Origin of the sequence: Enterococcus sp. AZ015, assembly GCF_050499225.1 — a bacterium.
Classification (GTDB): domain Bacteria; phylum Bacillota; class Bacilli; order Lactobacillales; family Enterococcaceae; genus Enterococcus_D; species Enterococcus_D entomosocium.
The window spans coordinates 2,835,925-2,855,381 of the sequence record NZ_JBMHEX010000001.1 but is presented as its reverse complement, the minus strand read 5'-3'; the positions used below and the strand labels follow the sequence as shown (position 1 = coordinate 2,855,381).

Here is a 19,457-nt window from a genome sequence, read left to right as displayed (position 1 = left end):
GGGGAAATGAAGTAAGTAATAACTGAACAGGGGAGACACTCATCTTTTCGACTTGTCCGAAAAAGATGGGTGTATTTCGTGATGCCTTAATACATGCGGTCTGACGAAGCAAGCTATTTGAAAGGAACTGATTTTTATGAAAAAAGAATTATTTGAACCGATCAAACTATCTTCTAGCGTTGAACTTAAAAATCGACTCGTTATGGCACCTATGACAACTCAATCTGCTTTTTACGATGGTGAAATAACGGAAGAGATCATTGAATACTATCGCTGTCGTGCCGGTGCAGCTGCGGCAGTGATCGTAGAAAGCTGCTTTATCGAAGAACATGGGCGTGGGTTTCCGGGAGCACTCGGGGTAGATACAGACAAGAAAATTGCTGGGCTCACTAGATTAGCAAAAGCCATCAAAGAAAAAGGCTCGAAAGCGATCCTGCAAATTTATCATGCTGGACGAATGGCATGGCCTGAGTACAATGGTGGAGTACAACCGATTTGCGCAAGTCCCGTCGCAGCGTTACGACCAAACGCACCTGTTCCGAAAGAAATGAGTAATGATGAGATCCTAACGATGATTCAACGATTTGGAGACGCGACTAGGCGTGCGATCAAAGCTGGTTACGATGGTGTGGAGATACATGGTGCGAATACCTTTTTGATCCAACAATTTTTCTCGCCCCATTCAAATCACAGAAACGACCATTGGGGAGGCAGTCTGGAAAAAAGAGCGCACTTTCCATTAGCCGTATTAAAAGAAGTACAGCGGGTCCGTCAAGAAGAATCGGTTGAAGACTTTGTTATCGGTTATCGTTTTTCGCCAGAAGAAATGGAAAAGCCTGGGATTTGTTTTGAAGAAACGATGTACTTGTTGAATCAACTAGCGAAAAGCAAGCCAGAGTACCTTCATTTTTCAATGGGAACCTATCATCGCAGTTCTATTATTGATAACGAGAGCAGCGAGCCATTGATTGTGAAGTTTTTAACAATTCGTTCGCCTGAACTTTCGACTATTCCGATTATAGGAGTGGGCTCTATCTTGCAACGAGAAGACGCAGAAGCAGCACTGAAAATTGGCTACGATTTGCTTGCCATCGGGAAAGGATTTTTAGTCGAACCTAATTGGGTTCAGATGATCGCCGAGAAGAAAGTTGTTCGTCATTTTGCTCTTAGTCATGCGCAAAGTGAGTTGAAAATCCCAACACCATTGTGGCAGTTTATGGAAGATATGGTCATTGATCCAGAAGAGGAGAAACAAAAGCATGAACGCTTGAAAGAACTCCAAAAGCGGAAAGTCGCTTACCAACCAGGGACATATCTTGTACAAGCCCAAGGACACAATAGTCCGATTGAAATGCAAGTGACTTTTTCAAAGGAAACGATTGAAAAGATTACGATTGATAAAGGCAATGAATCTGAAGGTTTATCTGATTTAGTCTTTACGAGAATTCCGGCACAGATCATTGAAGGACAAACGCTGAATGTCGATGCTGTTTCTGGTGCTTCTGCTTCCAGTCAAGGGGTGATCGCAGGGGTTGAAGAAGCGGTAAAACTTGCAGGCGCCGATGTAGAGGTCCTCAAAGCACGGCCAAAGCCAGTCGTGGCTTGGTCAGAAGAAGTGGTTGAAGAAGCAGTTGATGTAGTGATCATTGGCTCAGGCGCCGCTGGGCTTGCTGCTGCATTGCGAGCGGATCAGTTAGAACGAAAGGTCATCTTACTGGAAAAATTAAGTTTTGTGGGTGGAGCGATCTCTATTAGTGGTGGAAACCAAATCGTGACTGGTTCGAAACTACAACAGATTGCTGGTGTAAAAGATGATACACCGACAGCAATGGTGGCTGATTTTCTGGAAAACGGGAATGGGCTGAACGATCGAAACCTTTTGACCCTTTTCGCTGAGAACGTAGGAGAAACCACAGATTGGGTCCATGAATACTTAGGTGTAGCCTACGATATGAAGCAAGGGCTGCACGTCCTACCAGAATATCAAAAAAATCGCGAACTTGCTTATCAAGGGGGCGGCGCTGGATTTGCCCAGACCGTCCGTAAAACACTACAGAATAGTGCGGTTCGGGTCTTGCTCCAAACGAAAGCCCAACAGCTACTAGTAGATGATCAAAATAATGTCATAGGCGTCAAAGCCCTTGAAGAATCAGGGAAAACACATATGATCTATGCCTCAACAGTCATTATGACAACCGGTGGCTATGGGAATAATGCCTCTTTACTCAAGGAAAGATTCAAGCAAATTTTGTATTATGGACTAAAATCTGCCACCGGCGATGGTCTGTTGATGGCAACCATCCCTGCTTTAAAGGCACAAATACGAGCGATGGATCAAGGAAAAATCTATCCCAATGGATTGGAAGTTTCTCAAGGTGTGGCGAAATCAACGATTGGCGGCAATCTGATCGTGCTGAAAGAAAACGGTATTCTAGTGAATCAACTTGGAAAGCGGGTAGTCAACGAACGAGCTAGCAATAAGTTAGTATTAGAAGCATTATTAAGACAACGCTCGCCAATGCTTTATTTATTGCTAGACGGCAAACATTTTGAGCATTTCAGCCAAGGCGTAGCAGAAGGGGGAATCACCAGTGAAGAGCTGGCTTGTTGGATTGCGCAAGAAGGAAAGGCCACGCCTCGCATCCTTAAAGCAGCCACATTAGAACAGTTAGCCATCAAAGCGCAGATGCCTGTAGAACAATTGATCGAAACAGTGGATAATTTTAACTACTGGGTAGCGCAAGGAAGCGACGAAGAGTTTCACCGTGCACCTGAATACTTGCAAGAACCGATTGGTGTAGGTCCCTATTATCTTATCGAACAAAAGCCTCGATTTGCGACTACGCTAGGTGGGTTAGCGGTCAATCGTTCGTTACAAGTTTTGAATCAGCAAAACCAGCCCATTAAAGGGCTCTATGCTGCAGGTGAAGTAGTTGGAGGCGTCATGGGATCAGACTCTCCATCTGGTGCCAATAATGCCTGGGCATTGACTTCTGGGAAATTAGCAGCAGAAGCTGTTTGGGAAGTGACGAAAGGACCGAAAAAAGCGTAGAATCCGCTTTTTCGCTTTATTGTTAAATTGAGAAAACAGCGTCGATGACGGATCAGCTAGGAGAATCCTTCTATAATTATCTTTCAGAAATTTGGCTAGAATCAGAGTGATTTAGGTCGTTTCTCTAGATAATCAAATCAGCAAAAAAACCAGAACGATCCTTTCGGAGGTCCTGGTTTTTTCGTGTGATTTTAACAAACTTGTCGGTTACGACTGATTGGTCGCCTGTAGCCACTGTCAATCTACTTTGCAAAAAAACATAAGTGGTACATCGTTCTACCTCGGACTTGGAAGAGTGATCGGCGAACGCACGGCATCCACAAAGGTTGCTGCGAAGATGGGGACGATATCACCGACATCAAAGGTGCATATGTTGCTTTCGCTAGACTTGATAAAGAGCAAAAGAACAGCGATTTGTTTGAAGGTGGACACAAATTGTGTGTGTCCAATAGCTTCTAAATCGGGTGTAATGACTAAAACAGCCTCGTTTGTTTCGGTAGGTTCGTAGCCATCTCCCCGTGTTTTTGACAACTTAAAGTGTATTTGAATAGAAGAAAACGTAAGAAATGGCAATCAAGCAAACCAACAATAAACCAGAGAGTGACAGAAAAAGCAGCATGATTCGTTTCTTCTTCAATCCAAGTACAAGTATCACTACATTCAATAGAAAGAAAACAAGTAAAATCGCTAAATATTCCATAACTGGTCCTCTTTTACGTTTTTATTTATCTTACCAGAGATTGCTTGCTTTTCCTAGCCAGTTTTTGTCTTTAAGGGGATAAATATTTACAGTATATCGGTGACGTGATTGCTCGAATAAAAAAGCGACTGAGCAATTTTACAATTATCGAAAAGAAAAAGAGCACCAATCATTAGAGGATGCGTCTTCAATGATTGATGTCTATAAGGGATTCTTGCTTGTTCTACGAACCCGTTGAAATATAATTCTTCAAACCTACTCGCCAAAAGAAGAAGGCGGGAAAGGCAAAGAGCAGACAAACCAACGGTGATAAGATCCACCAAGGATTAGTTACCCGACCAATGACATACAAGAATGGATAATACTGAAACCAAGCCATCGGCACGACGTAGGTCAACAAACGCAAGACGTGTTTTCCGTAGATACTAAATGGGTAGCGACCAAATTCTCGGGCACCATCGGTAAAAATATTCATAAATTCAAGTCCTTGGATCGTAAAGAAGGAAATGGCGGCATACACTAAGAACAATAGGGCGAAAAAGAGGGCGCCGCAGACGATCATTAGAAAAAGAGTCAGGACATTTCCAAAATGCCAAGCAATTCCACTATTGGGAATCGCATACGCAAACAACAGCAAGGCTTGAATAAAACGACCGAGACGAGAGAACTCCATTTTGGAAGCTAAGACTTGAAAGATCAAGGATCGAGGACGCACGAGTGCCCGATCGAACTCGCCATTACTGATCATTTGTGGAAAAAGATCGAACCCGCGAAAGAAGCATTCCGCAATCGAAAAGGCAAACAAAACCGTCGCAAAGGAAAGCAGGACTTCCTCAAAGGTAAAGCCATCCACTTGATGAAACCGGGTAAACATAAACCAAATGCCTAAAAAAGCGGTAAAGGAACCTAGAAATTGTCCCAAAGCAGTTAACACAAAGGAAACCTTATACTGCATCTGACTTTTGAGATGAATACAAAAATAATGCCAATAAACCATATTCCTTAACCTCCTTGCACAACGACACGTTTGAGTGCCTGCTGCAGCCAAATTTTTCCGATCGCGATCAAAAGTACGAGCCAAAACGCTTGTAAGAGCAATGCTGAAACAAGCGCAAAGCCAGTCAGATCCCCGTTGTAAATTCGCAGCGGGACGTTTTGCATGGAAGCAAAAGGCAATAGTTCCACGAATTGGCGAAAAGGCTGTGGAAAGAAAGGCAGAGGAATGACCCCGCCAGCTAAAAATTCACCGATGGAGCTGATGACGATCCGCACCCCGATGGAGGATAATGTATAAAAAGTCGAGATATAGACCAGCTGCGACATAGCGATCACTACACCTAAACTCAGCGCCATAGACAAAAGAAACAAGAACAGGGCAACGATGTTTGCTGGCAGAATCAAGCGATAAGGTGCTGGCAGTAAAAAGGCAATCACAAAAATCGGTCCGCAACGCAAGACGGCTTTTGCTAAGCGATTGGCAGCCGATTGGCAAAACCAGCGATTGTATAGATCCATCGGCCGCACAAGTTCGTAGGCGATCGTCCCTGTGGTGATGGTATTGAAAATTTCTGCCTCAAAGAACCACAACATAAATAAAGACAAGAAGGCTTGCTGGAGCCAAACATAGGAGACGGTTTGTTGAAAGGTCATGGGAAAGGCACTAGGATCTGCTTGGTAAAAGGCGTGGAATGCCAGAATTTCCATCAAGCCCCAAGCTAGTTGCGTAGCCATCCCGGCAATTGCCGCCGAGCGGTATTGCAAGGTATTGATAAAGCGAATGCGGAAAAATGCCTGATACTTCCTCATATTTGATACTCCTGATACAGCTTAGCGACCATTTCTTCGGCGGTGATACTGGCAACGGCCAAATCGGTGATCTCGACTTGATTGCTGAGCAGACTGAGCAGCTGAGCGACCGACACTTCTTTGGGATCAAGTTTCAGAACAAGGCGACCAACGTCTTTTTGAAGCAGCTGGACGTTTTCTGGCAGATGAGGTTCATTCCCTTGATAGTCGATCTCCAGCGTTTTGACATCAGAAAAACGATGCTTTAGTTCATCGAGGCGACCATCCAGCAAAATTTGCCCTTTGCCGATCAACAGAATTCGCTGTGTCAGCGCCTCGATATCTTGCATATCGTGGGTCGTCAGGATGACTGTGGTGCCTTTTTCTTGGTTTCTTTTTTTAATAAACTGACGCACGGCAATCTTTGATACAGCATCTAAACCGATGGTGGGTTCATCAAGAAATAAGATTTTGGGGTCATGGAGTAAGGAGGCGGCGATCTCACAGCGCATACGCTGACCGAGACTCAAGGACCGAGCAGGGGTTTTTAAGATCTCACCTAAATCTAGTAAGGTGACTAATTCTTCTAGGTTGCGCTGATAACTAGCAGCGTCGACTTTGTAGATATCACGGATCAAATCAAAGCTGTCATTGACGGGGACATCCCACCAGAGTTGACTGCGCTGTCCGAAGACGACGCCGATGTCTTTGACATGTTGAATACGTTCTTGCCAAGGCGTACGACCATTGATGTGACAAATGCCTTGATCAGGGGTCAAAATCCCGCACATGATTTTTATGGTGGTACTTTTTCCAGCACCATTAGGCCCGATGTAGCCAACCATTTCGCCTTCATTGATGGTAAAGCTGATGTCTTGCAACGCATGGACGGTGGTGGTTTCACGAGAAAGAAATGCTTTGGCTGCTTGGCGAAAGCCGCTTTTTCGCTTGGACACTTGGAAGGTCTTGCTGAGGTGTTCTACTTGGATCATTTGGATTCACTCACTTTCTTTTGACAAACGCGACAAAAAGAGCATTCGAAATCGAATACTCGCAACGAGTTGGTCCAAACGAACATGGTTGGGGCAGCGGTTCGTCAGCCAAACAAAAGTAGGAACAGTGTAGCATAAGAGAGCGCTTTTTTCAAACACTACTTATATTTTTTTGAGGGCAGCGAAAGAAAAAACGTGGTTTGTTGGATAAAATACGCAAAATAACTGTTTTTATTTTTTATTTGTTGTAAATACTGAGGAAACTCAGTATCATTAGAAACAAGCCGATAGTGGCTAAGTAGTTTCTGGATATATGGGGAACCAAGTGATGGACTGTGTCATGATTTGTCGTAACCCAATCCTGCAAAATGCAATGAGCAAACGATGGAGGAGAGCATGAAAGCAGTAAAGAACTTATTTATTTTGATTGGCTTATTCTTACTAAGTCAAGTAGGGATGACCGTATTCAGTGTGGTAAAAATCTATTATTTGGAAGCAGGAGAGCCGAGGATTCCTGCGATGATGAGCTACGGGTTGATTGCCTTGCTTTTGGCAAACATTGGCCTACTGATGTATTTGGCTCGGAAGCTAGGACTTGCCACCTTTGACTTTGGCTGGTCAACGAAGCGCAACTGGCTATGGATCATCGGTGGTTTTGTTTTAGGTCGAGTCGTTGCTGTTGGTGGTACCATGTATCTGCAGCATATATCCGATCAAGAGGCGACCGCGAATGATGCATTGTTAGGGGAACTGTTTACAGGCGAAAATCCGCTTTTGATCTTCCTATTGATCGCTGTGGCGGCGCCAATCATGGAAGAAATCGTTTTCCGTGGTGGGTTTATCGGCCTTTTATTCAAGAAATACCCGATAGTCGGGATCATTTCAAGTGTAGCCGTTTTTAGTATCATCCATTCCGTCACCAACCTGATCGAGTTTTTGATCTACGGTGCTATGGGTCTGATCATGGCGTTGATTTATGTAAAAACTAAGCGTCTAGAAACAGCCATCGCCATGCATTTTCTCAATAACGCCTTGGCGGCGATCGCAATGATCTTGCTAGGATAAGAAGTCAGCAAAAAACCACCGATCAAAACGATTCGGTGGTTTTTGTTTACTCTGGCAGTTGTCCTTGTTCAAAGGGTAATTGTTCCAGTTCTTCTGCAGTAAAGAGGAGATCGCCTTCGTCTTCGATAGAAAATGCGTCACCTGCTGCAGATTTTTGATAGGCGCGCGCTTTATTCATATTACGAAGATAAAGATCCTTGTTTGCATTTAATTCTGGTGCAGCTAAATTGTCTTCGCGATTGCTGCGAATGACGATTTTGCTTGTTTGCGTGCCAAAATGAAAACCGTGATAACCCGAAACCATTAATTGGCTGGCATTTTCGCTGCTGTATTCTTTATAACCCGATAGACGGCCCGTTTTTACCATTGGCCGATCGATCGTATAAGTGATCAAGTATTCCGTATCTTCAGGCAGCTGAATCACTTGTCCGGTTTCCTGATTCGTTATCTCAGTGGCAGGCAAGTGGTACTTTTTAATAGAAGTGATCGTTAGGTCTTCTTTTGTGAAAAAGACTGGATCGATCCAAAATCCTGCCAGCAAAATCGTACTTAAGCTAATACTGAGAACAGTCAAAAGGGCGATCAATACGAGGCCAATTCGTTTTCGGTGGGTGGTCAGATTGAGTTCTTGGACCATCTGTTTGTCTTCTTTTAATAAATAGTCCAAGGTCAATTCAAAATAGTTGCTCAGTTTGACTACTTGGTCTAGATCAGGATAGCTCTTGCCGTTTTCCCATTTTGAAATCAGTTGCCGAGTGACAAAAAATTCCTGCGCCAATTGTTCTTGCGTGAGATTTCGTTTGGTGCGTTCTTCTTTAATAATTTTCCCAATATCCATGTGTCTGTTTTGCCTCCATCATTCTTCTTATATATTATAGCAAACTCTTTTCTATGCGAACGAGGATCTATGAAATTAACGATGCAACAAAGGGTAACATCCTTTATTTATCAATGTTTCTACTTGTTGCACTGTCTTTCTATTCTGGAAGCTTTCAGTGCTGGTCAGAAAAAGAAAGGTCCAGTAGAGTGAAGTATGTTTGATCAAATTTGACGGAGAAAGGAGAAACGATCGAATGAAGACAAAACACCTTATGGTTCCAATTGGCGATACCCAATTCTTCGCTTCCTTACTGGTGATTCTCGTTCACTGTGGTCGACTGGCAGAAAACAACGGGCTTCATTTTTTGTTAAAGAGTCTCTTATGTCGTTTGGCGGTTCCTTTTTTTCTGCTGCTGAATGGCTATTTTTTTCAAAAGAGCACCTGTTCATGGCAGCAATGGTGCAAACGACAACTCAAGCTTTATTTGCGTTGGTCGATCGTGTATCTTCCCTTAGGTTGGTTTTATTTAGGACAGCAAAATCTTGCCGATCCATTACGGGTCATCGGTTTGGCTGCTGGCTTTTTAACAGTAGGGGTCTGGTACCATCTTTGGTATTTTCCAGCGTTGCTCTTTGGCATGTGGTTAGTAAGGAAAACCCGTTTTCTTGGCTATCGGTGGCAGTTTTTACTGGCGATCAGTTTGTATTTGATTGGCTGTCTTGAAACGTACAGCAGTTATTTAAGTGGACCTTTATTGGTATTTTATCAAAATTATCGGACCCTATTTTTTACAACGAGAAACGGTCTTTTTTATGGGTTTCTTTTTTTGCTGTGCGGGTTTTGTTTAGGTGAACACCAGAAACGTCCTTTTTTCACGAAGCATCTTGGCAGAAAATTCGCGGTCTCTCTTTGCTTATTAGGCATTGAAGGTCGACTGGTGTATCTCAATCAGGGGGACGATAAGAATTTCATGCTGTTCTTTGTGCCGACGACTCTTTTTTTCCTTGCTTGGCTGATCAAGCAGCAACCACAAAAGCGGACTTGGCAAGCAAAACAAGCAGCTGAGGCTAGTCGATTGATCTTTCTGAGTCACCCGCTGTTTCTGGAATCCGGGAAAGTCTTTTTTTCACTAGGAGGGTTTCCGTTGTTGTTTTATACGATAGTTTTAACGGGAGCCTTTCTCGGCTTGAGGAAAGTGGGCAGCCGTTTAAAATCCTATGCTGTTGGGTTTGCTAAAAAAACAGTTGATGAAAAGAAAAGCGCCTAAAGTATTACTGTACCAAGGATAATACCAAATTGCGCCTTTTTTAAATAGCAGCAGAGTTCTAAGTTTTTCTTCATTTCAGACCCTAGACGTAGGCTTTGCAAGAAAACCTATAGTACAATAACAGCAGTAAGAGGGGAAAATCCCTGAAAAAGAGATCAACACTTGGAGGATATAGTGATGAAAAAACAGACTCGAAAACCAGCGATGATTTTAGCGACTCTCTTGGTATCTAGCCAAGTTTTATTAGCAGCACCACAAGTTTTTGCTGACGAAACCAATTCAACGACGAGCAGTTCCACTGCAACAAGCAGTTCTACCGCAACGACAGCCACTACCGACAGTCAAACAAGTACCTCTGACAGCAGTTCAGATCGTTTGCAAGTCAATGCTGTGGCGATCGGAAATGCCTTGACGAAAGCACAAGAAGACTACACACTTGAGCGCTTAGGCATCCAAGGCGAAACACCGATTTATACGACAAACGGTAATGACTTGATGAAATACATTCCCGATGGCGGCTTTACTGCAGATTGGGCGGTCTATAGCTCGGTCAGAATGCAGACTTTAGAAAGCGGGGCAGGAATCACTGTCGATATCGCGACACCAGATAACATTACCCGCATCACTGCAGCCCAGTACCAAAATGCAGCGCTGACGGCAGGAATCACTGATGCGAAGCTAACGGTCGCTTCTGCCGTACCGATCGACGGTTCCGGAGCTTTAGCTGGGGTATACAAAATCGTTGAAGAATCAGGCGGCGTCATCAATCAGAATCGAGTAGCTGTAGCTCAAGATGAGATGGATGTGCTTTCTACGATCACCGAAGAGAACAAAGACAAAGAAGGCTATTCCGATGAAGCTTTGAATGCTGCGCAAGAACAAGCGAAAACCGATTTGGCTGCTCAAACCGCAGATGGTACGGAATTGACTCAAGCAGATATTCAAGAGACAGTAGAAAAAGCCTTGAAGGACAACGGACTGGAAGGAATCGTTACGGAAAATCAAATTTCTGAATTGACCTCTTTAATGAGCGACATGCGAGACAACAATATCTTCGATGACTTCATCAAAGAATTGGATCTGTCAGAAGCTCGCAAGCAAATCGAAGAAACCTCTAAGGGCCTTTGGGAAAATATCAAGAGCTTCTTTAGCGGCATCTGGTCTTCGATCACCGGTGTCTTCGGCAATGACTCAAATGAATCAAATAACAGCAGCGAATCAACGGTTGATTCTGGACAATAAGCATTTTACAAAATAACGTATTTCGCTTGTATTAAGAAAAAAGAGAAGAGCGCAGGGGAAGGAGCAGGGACGCTAGTGCACATCTGAGTGCTAACGATGTCCTCTGCTTTCTTTGCTAAAACAGGAGCAGTCTTTATTAAAAAAGAAGGAGGGCAATCAGATGAATTTTTTAGGCAACGTGATTTGGTTTGTCTTTGGCGGCTTGATCGGTGCGATCTCATGGTTTTTGGCTGGGTGTTTATGGTGTATTACCATCATCGGCATTCCCATTGGTCTGCAATGTTTTAAGTTTGCGACTTTGTCATTAGCACCATTTGGGAAAGACATCGTTTACCGTGGCGGTGGCGTGTCCGTGATTCTCAATATTTTATGGTTGATTTTTTCTGGTATACCACTGGCTTTAGGACATTTAGCTAGCGCAGTCCTTCTAGCCATCACGATCATCGGCATTCCATTTGCGGCGCAATCATTGAAAATGGCGCGCTTAGCGTTGATGCCCTTTGGAGCAGAGATTGTGTCTAGTCGTTATTGATTTACCCCAAAAAATAGTCTTAAAAAACCACATTACAGAGCGGATAGCTTTGTGATGTGGTTTTTTTGCGAATATCAGCAAGAGTAAGGGACAAGATTTTTGGCAGGCTCACCGCAGTTGAATTTCAGAACTGAAAAAGTTGTTAAGAAACCAAAGAAGAGGACAGGAAAAAACACACAAGTTTTTTTGCATATCAACCGTGATTCACAAAAGATTTAGCGAAACACAGAAAAATGTTAAGTTTTTTTCTTCCCTTCTCAGGGTTCTTTGATTTTTGAAATGGAGCGCCGAATTTTGGCAATCGATTGTTGTGCTTTGTCTCGATTAATAAACATTAAGATGACATAGAGGGAATCCATGATGCTCAGTTGAGCGATTCTGGATGCCAATGCCTCTGAGCGAAACTCAGTTTCTTCGGAAATAGAGATGAAAACCACGTCGCCGAGTTTGGCTAAAGGAGAAGCAGCATGGCTAGTAATGACGATAATTTTGGCACCATTGTTTTTGGCAACTTGAGCTAGTTCAATGGTTTCTCTTGATTTTCCAGTATGAGAGATAAAAATGCCGCAATCATCTGGCGTCAACAATGAAGCCTCCATCAGTTGGATGTGATAATCACTGCTGTGGAAAACAGTGATCGGCGAGCGCAAAAATTTGTGATAGGCATCGGTTGCCACGATTTCTGAACCACCAACGCCGAAGAAAAAAAGTCGTTTAGATTTATTGATCATTGCAGCAGCAATCTTTAAATCTTCTTCTTTTAAAAGATTTTTGGTATCAGTCAGTGTGGTCATATTGGAATCAAATACTTTTTGAGCCATAGTCAATTCATTATCAGACTTCTGGATATTTTCATGGATCGAAATGGCAGAAAAATCATTTTCCTGCATCAGCATTGCCATTTTGAAGTCTTTAAATCCGTTGTAACCGAGTTTTTTTGTGAATTGAAAAAAGGTCGAATCAGCGATGCCTAATTCATTGGATAAATCACTGATTGAACTGTGGCTGACTTTACTAGGATTTTCCAAAATGTAGTCGGCAATCGCTTGTTCTTTGAGACTTAAGTCTTTATAAAGCGTTTTTATTTGCAGTCGAATCGAAACAGTCAAAGACGGTTACCTCCTTTATATGAACATTATCATCTTTGTATTGTTACGTTACCTCTTTTAAAGAAAAAAAGCAAATAAAAATTATTTTTATTTTTATTGTTTACAAAAAAATATTTTTTTGTATAATGGAAGTATGAAATGGAGGCGCTATCATGGAGGTAGGAATTATCGGACTTGGAAAAATGGGATTGAACTTAGCCCTCAATTTAAAAGATCAAGGTTATCAAGTAAAAGGGCTGGATCTTTCGGTACATGCGCAGAAAACAGCGCAAGAAGCTGGAATCACACTCTATCAAACGCTAGCTGATTTGACGAATTCCTTTAGCGGCCGACGGATTTTATGGTTGATGCTTCCTGCGGGAACGGTGACTGAGGGGGTTCTTGAAGAACTATGGACCCTTGTATCAGCGAAAGATATCGTGATTGAAGGCGGAAATTCTAATTACAAAGATTCGATTCGCCGAGCAGCCTGGTTTAAAGAAAAAGAGGTGCATTACTTTGATTGTGGGACTTCTGGTGGGGTTTCCGGAGCTAGAAAAGATGCATGTTTGATGATTGGCGGGAATGAGATCGCTTTTTTAGAGGTGGAATCTTTGTTTGCAGATGTGGCTGTTTTAGGAGGCTACCTTTACGCAGGGGAATCAGGAAGCGGTCATTTTCTAAAGATGGTCCATAACGGTATCGAATATGGAATGATGCAAGCGATCGGTGAAGGCTTTCAATTGATTGAACAAAGTGCCTATAACTTTGATTTGGCTTCCGTCGCGGAGGTATGGAATCATGGATCGGTTATTCGCAGCTGGCTGATGGAAATCGCAGCGGCCCAATTTAATGAGAGCCCTAAGTTGGAGGAATATCGCGGGGTTGTTGCAGCTTCTGGTGAAGCTAGGTGGACAGTGGAAACGGCTTTGGAGATGAATGTTGCTGTACCGACGATCGCTATGAGTTTGTTTATGAGAAATTTGTCCCAAGAAGAAGACAGTTTCTCAGCAAAAGTCGTCTCTGCGCTAAGGAATGGTTTTGGTGGTCATGAGATTGTTGCAAAAGAGTAAGGAGGAAGAATATGGAACAGTTTAAGATCGCTATAGTGAATTCCAGCAGCTTTGGAAAAATCTTTCCGCAACATATCGAGCGGTTGAAAGCAATCGGAACTGTCAGTCCTTTCACGTTCGATAGCGAAATCAACGGGAAAGAATTGGCAGAAAAGCTTAAGGGATACAACATCATTATAGCAAGTGTTACCCCATTTTTTACCAAAGAATTTTTTGAGTACAAAGATGAATTGCTACTGATCACACGCCACGGGATCGGCTATAACAATATTGATTTAGAAGCAGCGAAGGACCACCAAACGATTGTTTCGATCATTCCAGCTTTGGTCGAGCGTGATGCAGTAGCAGAAAATAATGTGACCAATCTATTGGCGCTTCTGCGCTGTACAGTTGAATCGAATACAAAAGTCCGCGAAGATCAATGGGAAAAACGAGCGAACTTTGTCGGACGCGCACTATTTAACAAGACAGTAGGCGTGATTGGTGTCGGCAATACTGGAAGTTGTGTAGTAGAAATATTGAGAAATGGTTTCCGCTGCGAGATTTTGGCATACGATCCATATAAGTCCGCTTTGCATATTCAAAGCTATGGCGGAAAAAAAGTCGAGCTAGACGAGCTGCTAGCAAAATCAGATATTATTTGTCTATGTGCTAACTTGACGGAGGAAAATTATCATATGATTTCCTTTGAAGAAATTTCAAAAATGAAAGATCAAGTGTATCTCTCCAATAGTGCCCGTGGCGCACTTTTGAATGAAGAGGCAATTGTAAGCGGATTAAAAAGTGGGAAAATCGCTGGTCTTGCCACCGATGTCTTAGAGGAAGAGCCTGGTCATAAAGATCATCCGTATTTAGCTTTTGAAAATATAGTTATGACACCGCATACATCAGCTTATACTATGGAATGCTTAGAAGAGATGGGAAACAAATGTGTAACGGATATTGAACGAATCGTTAAGGGACTGCTGCCAGACCGTGCTGTTCAAGCGGAAAGTCGGTTTTTGGCTGTATAAAAGAGAGTGAAGCTCGTGCTAACGGATTTAAAAGTAAAGGTTGGACCGCAAGTTTATCGTTACCATGAAGGCGCGATCGACTATGTGCCGGAAGTATTAAAAGAGTACAAAGTAAAACGACTGCTGCTCGTACATGGAACGGTTTCATGGGAAAAAGCGAAACCAAAATTACCCTTTTTAGAAGATGGGCATTTGGAAATTTTTTATCATCGCTACACAGGAGAATGTAGCTATTATGGCGCTGGACTGATTGCTGATCTTGTTGAAGAACTGGCGATCGATTTTATTCTGGGGGTTGGTGGCGGGAAGTTAGCCGACTTAGTGGGATATGCAGCACATGTAGTCAATCGACCCTTTGGACTGATCCCAACATTGGCCAGTAATTGTGCACCATGGACACCCTTGTCTGTCATGTATAAAGAGTCGGGAGAATCTGAAGGGAAGTCGGAACACTATTTAAGACAGGCTGCTTTTTTGATTACCGATCCGACGTTAGTGATCGATGCACCAGTCTCCTACTTTATCGCCGGTTTAGCAGATACGTTGGCAAAGTGGATTGAATCGGAAGCAATCTTAGCCCAACCACATTTGAAAAATGAGCCTTTCTTGCAACTGGCAGGCTATACAGCAAAATTATGCGAAACAGCTATTTTGACACAATCGAAACAAGCGATTGAAGATATGAAGCGGCAGGAAGTGACAGACGCCTTTTGTCATTTGTCGGAGATCGTTATTGCAGTTGCTGGAATGGTAGGCGGGCTAGGCGATAAATATGCCCGCAATGCAGCGGCGCATGCGATGCATGATGCCATCAGTAAATATCTGCCTGAGAGTCATCGTTTTCTTCACGGGGAAAAGGTTGCCTATGGGATGTTTTATCAATTAGCGCTTGAAGAAAAATGGACGGTCATCGATCAGTTGATCCCCTTTTATCAAGAATTGCACTTACCAATGAGTTTACATCAAATGGGTATTTTTCCTGAAGATGCACAAGTCATTGATCAGTTGGTGCAGTTCATAGATTCAAAAGAAAAAGTACACTTGATTCCAGTCTTAATCACCAAAGAACGCTTGAAAGAAGCTGTTCTTGATTTAGAAAACTATTTGAAAGAAGTTTAGGAGGAGGAAAAATGGATACATTAAGTGTTACACAAAGTTTACTGATTGCGCTATGGGTTGCAGCAGTCATGTCTCGTTGGCTCGGCGGAGGCGCCACACTGACTTTACGTTTTTCACCGTTGATGACGGGATTAGTTGTCGGACTGGTGATGGGAAATGTGCCTCAAGCCATGATCGTCACTGCCGCTTTACAAATGATTTACATGGGGGTATTTTCTCCCGGCGGATCCATGCCGGCGGAACCTTCGATTGCAGCGGCGATTGCCGTACCGGTAGCTTTGCTAGGAAATCTGCAACCAGAAGCAGCGATTGCTGTTGCCGTACCTGTTGGTTTGCTAGGGAGTTATTTGTATCAGTTCCGTTTCTTTATCAATACCTTCTTAGGAAAATATACGGATAAAGCAGTGGAAGATCTTAATGACAAAGCAATGACTCGTTCAATTATTTTATACCCAACGCTGGCTTCATTTATTTTATTTGTTCCGCTGGTATTTATTGCACTTTATTTAGGCGCTCCACTGATTGCTGATGTCATCAATGCTCTTGAGGGGACAGTCGTTATCCATATTTTAGAAGTAGTCGGCGGCGGATTGGCAGCGATCGGGATTGCAACTACCGTCTATGTGATCGGTCGAAAAGATTATATGGTCTTTTTCTTCTTGGCCTATTTCATGAGTGTAGTTTTCAGTTCGCTAGAAATTACCATGGTCACCTATGCGATTTTTGGTATTTTGATCGCGTTGATTTTTGTTCAGTCACAAAAAGGAAAATTGGCCCCAGCCCCAGAAACGAATACAGCATCACCATCCTTTGATGATGACGATGACTATGATGACGGGTTCTAATCGATAAGGAGGAGCAGTAATGACCGAAATAATTCAAAAAGCGCAAGGCGCACCGGAAGAAATCACGAAGAAAGATGTCACAAAAGCATACCTAAGATGGCATTTCGCCAATGAGATCCCGCATTCGTTTGAACGGTATTTATCACCATCGCTTTTATACGCCATGATGCCGATTTTGCGCAAACTTTACAAAGACGATGAGGCACTGAAAGCTGCCTACAAACGCCAACTGTTGTTTTTCAATACCCAGCTAAGTTGGGGTGGCGGTGTTATTACTGGGCTGATGTCATCAATGGAACAACAGCGGGCCGAGGAAGAGCATGAGAAAAAAGAGATCTTGATGCAGGATGATCTAATGTACAACACGAAAGCTGGTTTGATGGGTGCTTTAGCAGGAATCGGGGATGCCATCGACTCAGGAACCGTTCAATATATCTTTATTGCGATTGCCGTCCCTTGGGCACAGCAAGGAAGTCCGCTAGGTGCGTTGTTTCCGTTCATTTGCTTTGCACTGTATCAAGTTTCTCTAGGAATGTTTTTTGCCCGCCAAGCGTTCTCAATGGGACGCAACGCAACTGGCTTGATGCAGAGTACAGGTGTTCAAACTGCCATTGAAACACTGTCGGTTCTCGGTTTGTTTATGATGGGGGTTCTGGCTGGAAACTATGTCAAAGTCAGTTCTTCGCTGCAGTTTGATATTTCTGGACGAGAATTTATTATCCAAGATATCCTTGATCAGATTGTACCAGGGATCTTGCCGTTAGCAGTTGTAATGGGCGTCTACTGGTTCTATACAAAGAAAGGATTAAAAGTCACGCAAGCATTGCTATGGCTGACTTTGATTCTGATTATTTTAGCCGGTGTCGGTATTTTATAAGAAAAGGAGTGTCAAAAATGGGTGTAGTAAATTTAGCACGAGTAGACGAGCGATTGATCCATGGGCAGGTCATGATGACCTTGTCGCAAAAAAGCGGAGTCAATTCGATCTTTGTAGTGGATGAAGTAGTAGCTAAGGATAAGTTCATGGGGGAACTATACAAAAATGCCGGTAGCCGAACAGGGCAAAAAACGATCGTCGTTACACCAGAAAAAGCCAAATTTTACTGGGATGAATACAACTTCAAAGATTACAACTGTATCTTGATCGCCAAAACCGTCAGCGTGATGTACGACTTAGTCAAACACGGCGTGCCGATGAAAGAATTGAACATAGGCGGTATTGCCCAAAAAGATCCCGAGAAGGATCTCTTGGTAACAAAATCTGTTTATTTAAATCAAGCTGATGCGCAAAAACTCAAAGAAATGAACGAAGCGTACGGTGTGGAATCAATCTATTTTCAAGCAACACCTTCTGCACCGAAATCAACCCTTAAAGATGTGTTGAAGCAGTTCAATTTGTAATCATTGAGCGCGTTCGTCATCTGTTGAAGAGGAAGGCGGAGGGTCTTATAAAAATAGAGTTCCTCCTTCCTTGTCAGTAATTTGTGAATAGGAGAATCCGCCATGAATCAAACAGAAGCATTTCGTGATTGGCTTTTTCGTTATCGATATGTCTATCGGTCGCGATCAACGGATAAAAGCAAACAAAGATTTTTGAAGGCACTCATCGCGGATATCATTCCATTTCGCAAAGACCTTCAGGTGATCGAGTATGATCACACGAAAAAAAACGCCTCACGCAATTTGTATGTTGGTGATCTGACCAAAGCAAAACGGATCATCTGCACATATTATGATACACCGCCAGAGCATTTCGGCGATTACCATTTTTTTGATCGGCAGGAGCAAGGCCGTAAAACAAATCAATTTATTCTGACTGCTTCAGCAGTGATGATTCTTTTAGGGTTGTTAGGTACCTGGCTTTATATCCACTTTGCCTCAGGGAGATTTCCCTTATTGTCTTGGCAAACAGCGCTTTTTGCTTCAGGGGTCGGTATTTATTTTCTGCTATTAAATCGCGTAAGCCGCGGGGCAGGATTTCAGCAAAATCTAACCCGCAATACCTCCTCTATCTTAGCGCTGCTGTCCCTAATCAGTCAAAACAGTCAAACAACGACGGCCTTCGCATTTCTTGATGAAGGAAGTTACGGAGAACGCGGGTTGGAAGTGTTACGTGATTCAGTAAGGCCGAATGCGAAGATTTATTATTTAGATTCTATTGGTGCCGATGCTCCGATTCGAGCTATCGGCAAGCAATTCAATGAAGGGCAACTCCAGCAGTTGTCAATCGAACACAGTAGTGAAGCAATGGGCAGCATCAACTATCTGTTTTGTGCAGAAAAGCAACAGGATCAGACGTATGTGTTGCCTAAAAAACAATTAAAGCAAAAAGAGCTGAATAGTAGGAATATGCAAAAAGTCCTTGCGTTATTTGGTTAGGAAGCGAAAAAGGAGGAACAACATTTGTTAGGAATCGTATTGGCAACTCACGGACAGCTGAGTACTGGTTTTAAAGATGCCGCAGAGGTGATCATGGGCAGTGTCGAAAATATTGCGGTCGTTAATTTGAACCACGGAGAGGATATTCAACTTCTGGGAAACAAAATCCATGAAGCAATCCATGAAACAGATCAAGGGGACGGTGTCGTGGTGTTTGCTGATCTATTGAGTGCCAGTCCCTACAATCAGTCGGTTGTAACGATCAATCAATTAGATGAACCACTTCAGGAAAAGACGTATGTGATCGGCGGAGTGAATCTACCGATGGTATTAGAAGCAATCAATCATCAATTTTTGGCGACACCGATTGAACAGGCGGTGGCAGCAGTGATCCAGCAAGGAGAAAACAGTGTAGCGATTTGGCACAATTCTTCAGCAGGTGATAGTAGCGAAGAAACTGATGAGGACGATGATTTTTAAAAACG

General features: G+C 43.0%; 19 protein-coding genes. 13 read left to right on the top strand and 6 right to left on the bottom strand.

Annotated features, from left to right (window positions below; all coding sequences use genetic code 11):
- The first annotated feature begins 136 nt into the window (after positions 1-136).
- The gene (locus IGK85_RS13240) at positions 137-3,052 is read left to right on the top strand and encodes an NADH-dependent flavin oxidoreductase (protein WP_008380546.1); all 2,916 of its coding nucleotides are present in this window, start codon (positions 137-139) and stop codon (positions 3,050-3,052) included.
- 532 nt (positions 3,053-3,584) lie between these two features.
- Here the strand turns inward: IGK85_RS13240 and IGK85_RS13235 are convergent.
- The 4 genes from IGK85_RS13235 to IGK85_RS13220 all read right to left on the bottom strand — a co-directional run bounded on the left by IGK85_RS13235 (position 3,585) and on the right by IGK85_RS13220 (position 6,529).
- The gene (locus tag IGK85_RS13235; protein ID WP_005234033.1) at positions 3,585-3,752 is read right to left on the bottom strand and encodes a hypothetical protein; all 168 of its coding nucleotides are present in this window, start codon (positions 3,750-3,752) and stop codon (positions 3,585-3,587) included.
- Between the two features lie 223 nt (positions 3,753-3,975).
- A complete protein-coding gene (locus tag IGK85_RS13230; RefSeq protein WP_005228413.1) occupies positions 3,976-4,749 on the bottom strand; it encodes an ABC transporter permease in 774 nt (257 codons plus the stop codon).
- Between the two features lie 5 nt (positions 4,750-4,754).
- Positions 4,755-5,558, bottom strand: a complete 804-nt coding sequence (locus IGK85_RS13225) for an ABC transporter permease (RefSeq protein WP_008380552.1) — start codon at positions 5,556-5,558, stop codon at positions 4,755-4,757.
- Complete coding sequence (locus tag IGK85_RS13220) at positions 5,555-6,529, bottom strand: ABC transporter ATP-binding protein (protein ID WP_005234036.1); 975 nt, start codon at positions 6,527-6,529, stop codon at positions 5,555-5,557. The genes IGK85_RS13225 and IGK85_RS13220 overlap by 4 nt, the downstream gene beginning before the upstream one ends.
- A gap of 396 nt (positions 6,530-6,925) precedes the next feature.
- Between IGK85_RS13220 and IGK85_RS13215 the strand changes: the two genes are divergently transcribed.
- Complete coding sequence (locus tag IGK85_RS13215) at positions 6,926-7,594, top strand: CPBP family intramembrane glutamic endopeptidase (protein ID WP_008380555.1); 669 nt, start codon at positions 6,926-6,928, stop codon at positions 7,592-7,594.
- Between the two features lie 46 nt (positions 7,595-7,640).
- Here IGK85_RS13215 and IGK85_RS13210 read toward each other — a convergent pair whose 3' ends face one another.
- Positions 7,641-8,432, bottom strand: a complete 792-nt coding sequence (locus tag IGK85_RS13210) for a helix-turn-helix domain-containing protein (protein ID WP_008380558.1) — start codon at positions 8,430-8,432, stop codon at positions 7,641-7,643.
- A gap of 235 nt (positions 8,433-8,667) precedes the next feature.
- On the opposite strand from IGK85_RS13210, the gene IGK85_RS13205 reads away from it, so the two are divergent.
- The 3 genes from IGK85_RS13205 (at position 8,668) to IGK85_RS13195 (ending at position 11,455) form a co-directional block, all read left to right on the top strand.
- Complete coding sequence (locus IGK85_RS13205) at positions 8,668-9,681, top strand: acyltransferase family protein (protein WP_008380560.1); 1,014 nt, start codon at positions 8,668-8,670, stop codon at positions 9,679-9,681.
- Between the two features lie 177 nt (positions 9,682-9,858).
- Positions 9,859-10,923 carry a DUF1002 domain-containing protein gene (locus tag IGK85_RS13200; protein ID WP_008380562.1) on the top strand — a complete coding sequence of 355 codons (1,065 nt, stop codon included), beginning with the start codon at positions 9,859-9,861 and terminating at the stop codon, positions 10,921-10,923.
- 160 nt (positions 10,924-11,083) lie between these two features.
- Positions 11,084-11,455, top strand: a complete 372-nt coding sequence (locus tag IGK85_RS13195; protein WP_008380564.1) for a YccF domain-containing protein — start codon at positions 11,084-11,086, stop codon at positions 11,453-11,455.
- A gap of 257 nt (positions 11,456-11,712) precedes the next feature.
- Here IGK85_RS13195 and IGK85_RS13190 read toward each other — a convergent pair whose 3' ends face one another.
- Entirely contained in the window at positions 11,713-12,564 is an 852-nt protein-coding gene (locus tag IGK85_RS13190; protein ID WP_008380566.1) for a MurR/RpiR family transcriptional regulator, read from the bottom strand.
- Positions 12,565-12,716: 152 nt separating this feature from the next.
- Here IGK85_RS13190 and gnd point away from each other — a divergent pair, with 152 nt between their 5' ends.
- From gnd to IGK85_RS13150, 8 genes are all read left to right on the top strand, one after another.
- The gene (gnd, locus tag IGK85_RS13185; RefSeq protein WP_008380568.1) at positions 12,717-13,616 is read left to right on the top strand and encodes a phosphogluconate dehydrogenase (NAD(+)-dependent, decarboxylating); all 900 of its coding nucleotides are present in this window, start codon (positions 12,717-12,719) and stop codon (positions 13,614-13,616) included.
- An 11-nt stretch (positions 13,617-13,627) separates the two neighbouring features.
- A complete protein-coding gene (locus IGK85_RS13180) occupies positions 13,628-14,629 on the top strand; it encodes a D-isomer specific 2-hydroxyacid dehydrogenase family protein (protein ID WP_008380570.1) in 1,002 nt (333 codons plus the stop codon).
- A gap of 15 nt (positions 14,630-14,644) precedes the next feature.
- Positions 14,645-15,748: an iron-containing alcohol dehydrogenase family protein gene (locus IGK85_RS13175; RefSeq protein WP_008380572.1), complete on the top strand. Its 1,104-nt coding sequence runs from the start codon at positions 14,645-14,647 to the stop codon at positions 15,746-15,748.
- 11 nt (positions 15,749-15,759) lie between these two features.
- Positions 15,760-16,593: a PTS mannose/fructose/sorbose/N-acetylgalactosamine transporter subunit IIC gene (locus tag IGK85_RS13170; protein WP_008380575.1), complete on the top strand. Its 834-nt coding sequence runs from the start codon at positions 15,760-15,762 to the stop codon at positions 16,591-16,593.
- 19 nt (positions 16,594-16,612) lie between these two features.
- Complete coding sequence (locus IGK85_RS13165; RefSeq protein WP_008380577.1) at positions 16,613-17,470, top strand: PTS system mannose/fructose/sorbose family transporter subunit IID; 858 nt, start codon at positions 16,613-16,615, stop codon at positions 17,468-17,470.
- A 17-nt stretch (positions 17,471-17,487) separates the two neighbouring features.
- Complete coding sequence (locus IGK85_RS13160; protein ID WP_429972261.1) at positions 17,488-17,994, top strand: PTS system mannose/fructose/N-acetylgalactosamine-transporter subunit IIB; 507 nt, start codon at positions 17,488-17,490, stop codon at positions 17,992-17,994.
- 102 nt (positions 17,995-18,096) lie between these two features.
- Positions 18,097-18,972: a hypothetical protein gene (locus IGK85_RS13155; protein WP_008380581.1), complete on the top strand. Its 876-nt coding sequence runs from the start codon at positions 18,097-18,099 to the stop codon at positions 18,970-18,972.
- A gap of 24 nt (positions 18,973-18,996) precedes the next feature.
- Positions 18,997-19,452 carry a PTS sugar transporter subunit IIA gene (locus tag IGK85_RS13150; protein WP_008380583.1) on the top strand — a complete coding sequence of 152 codons (456 nt, stop codon included), beginning with the start codon at positions 18,997-18,999 and terminating at the stop codon, positions 19,450-19,452.
- Positions 19,453-19,457: the final 5 nt, after the last annotated feature.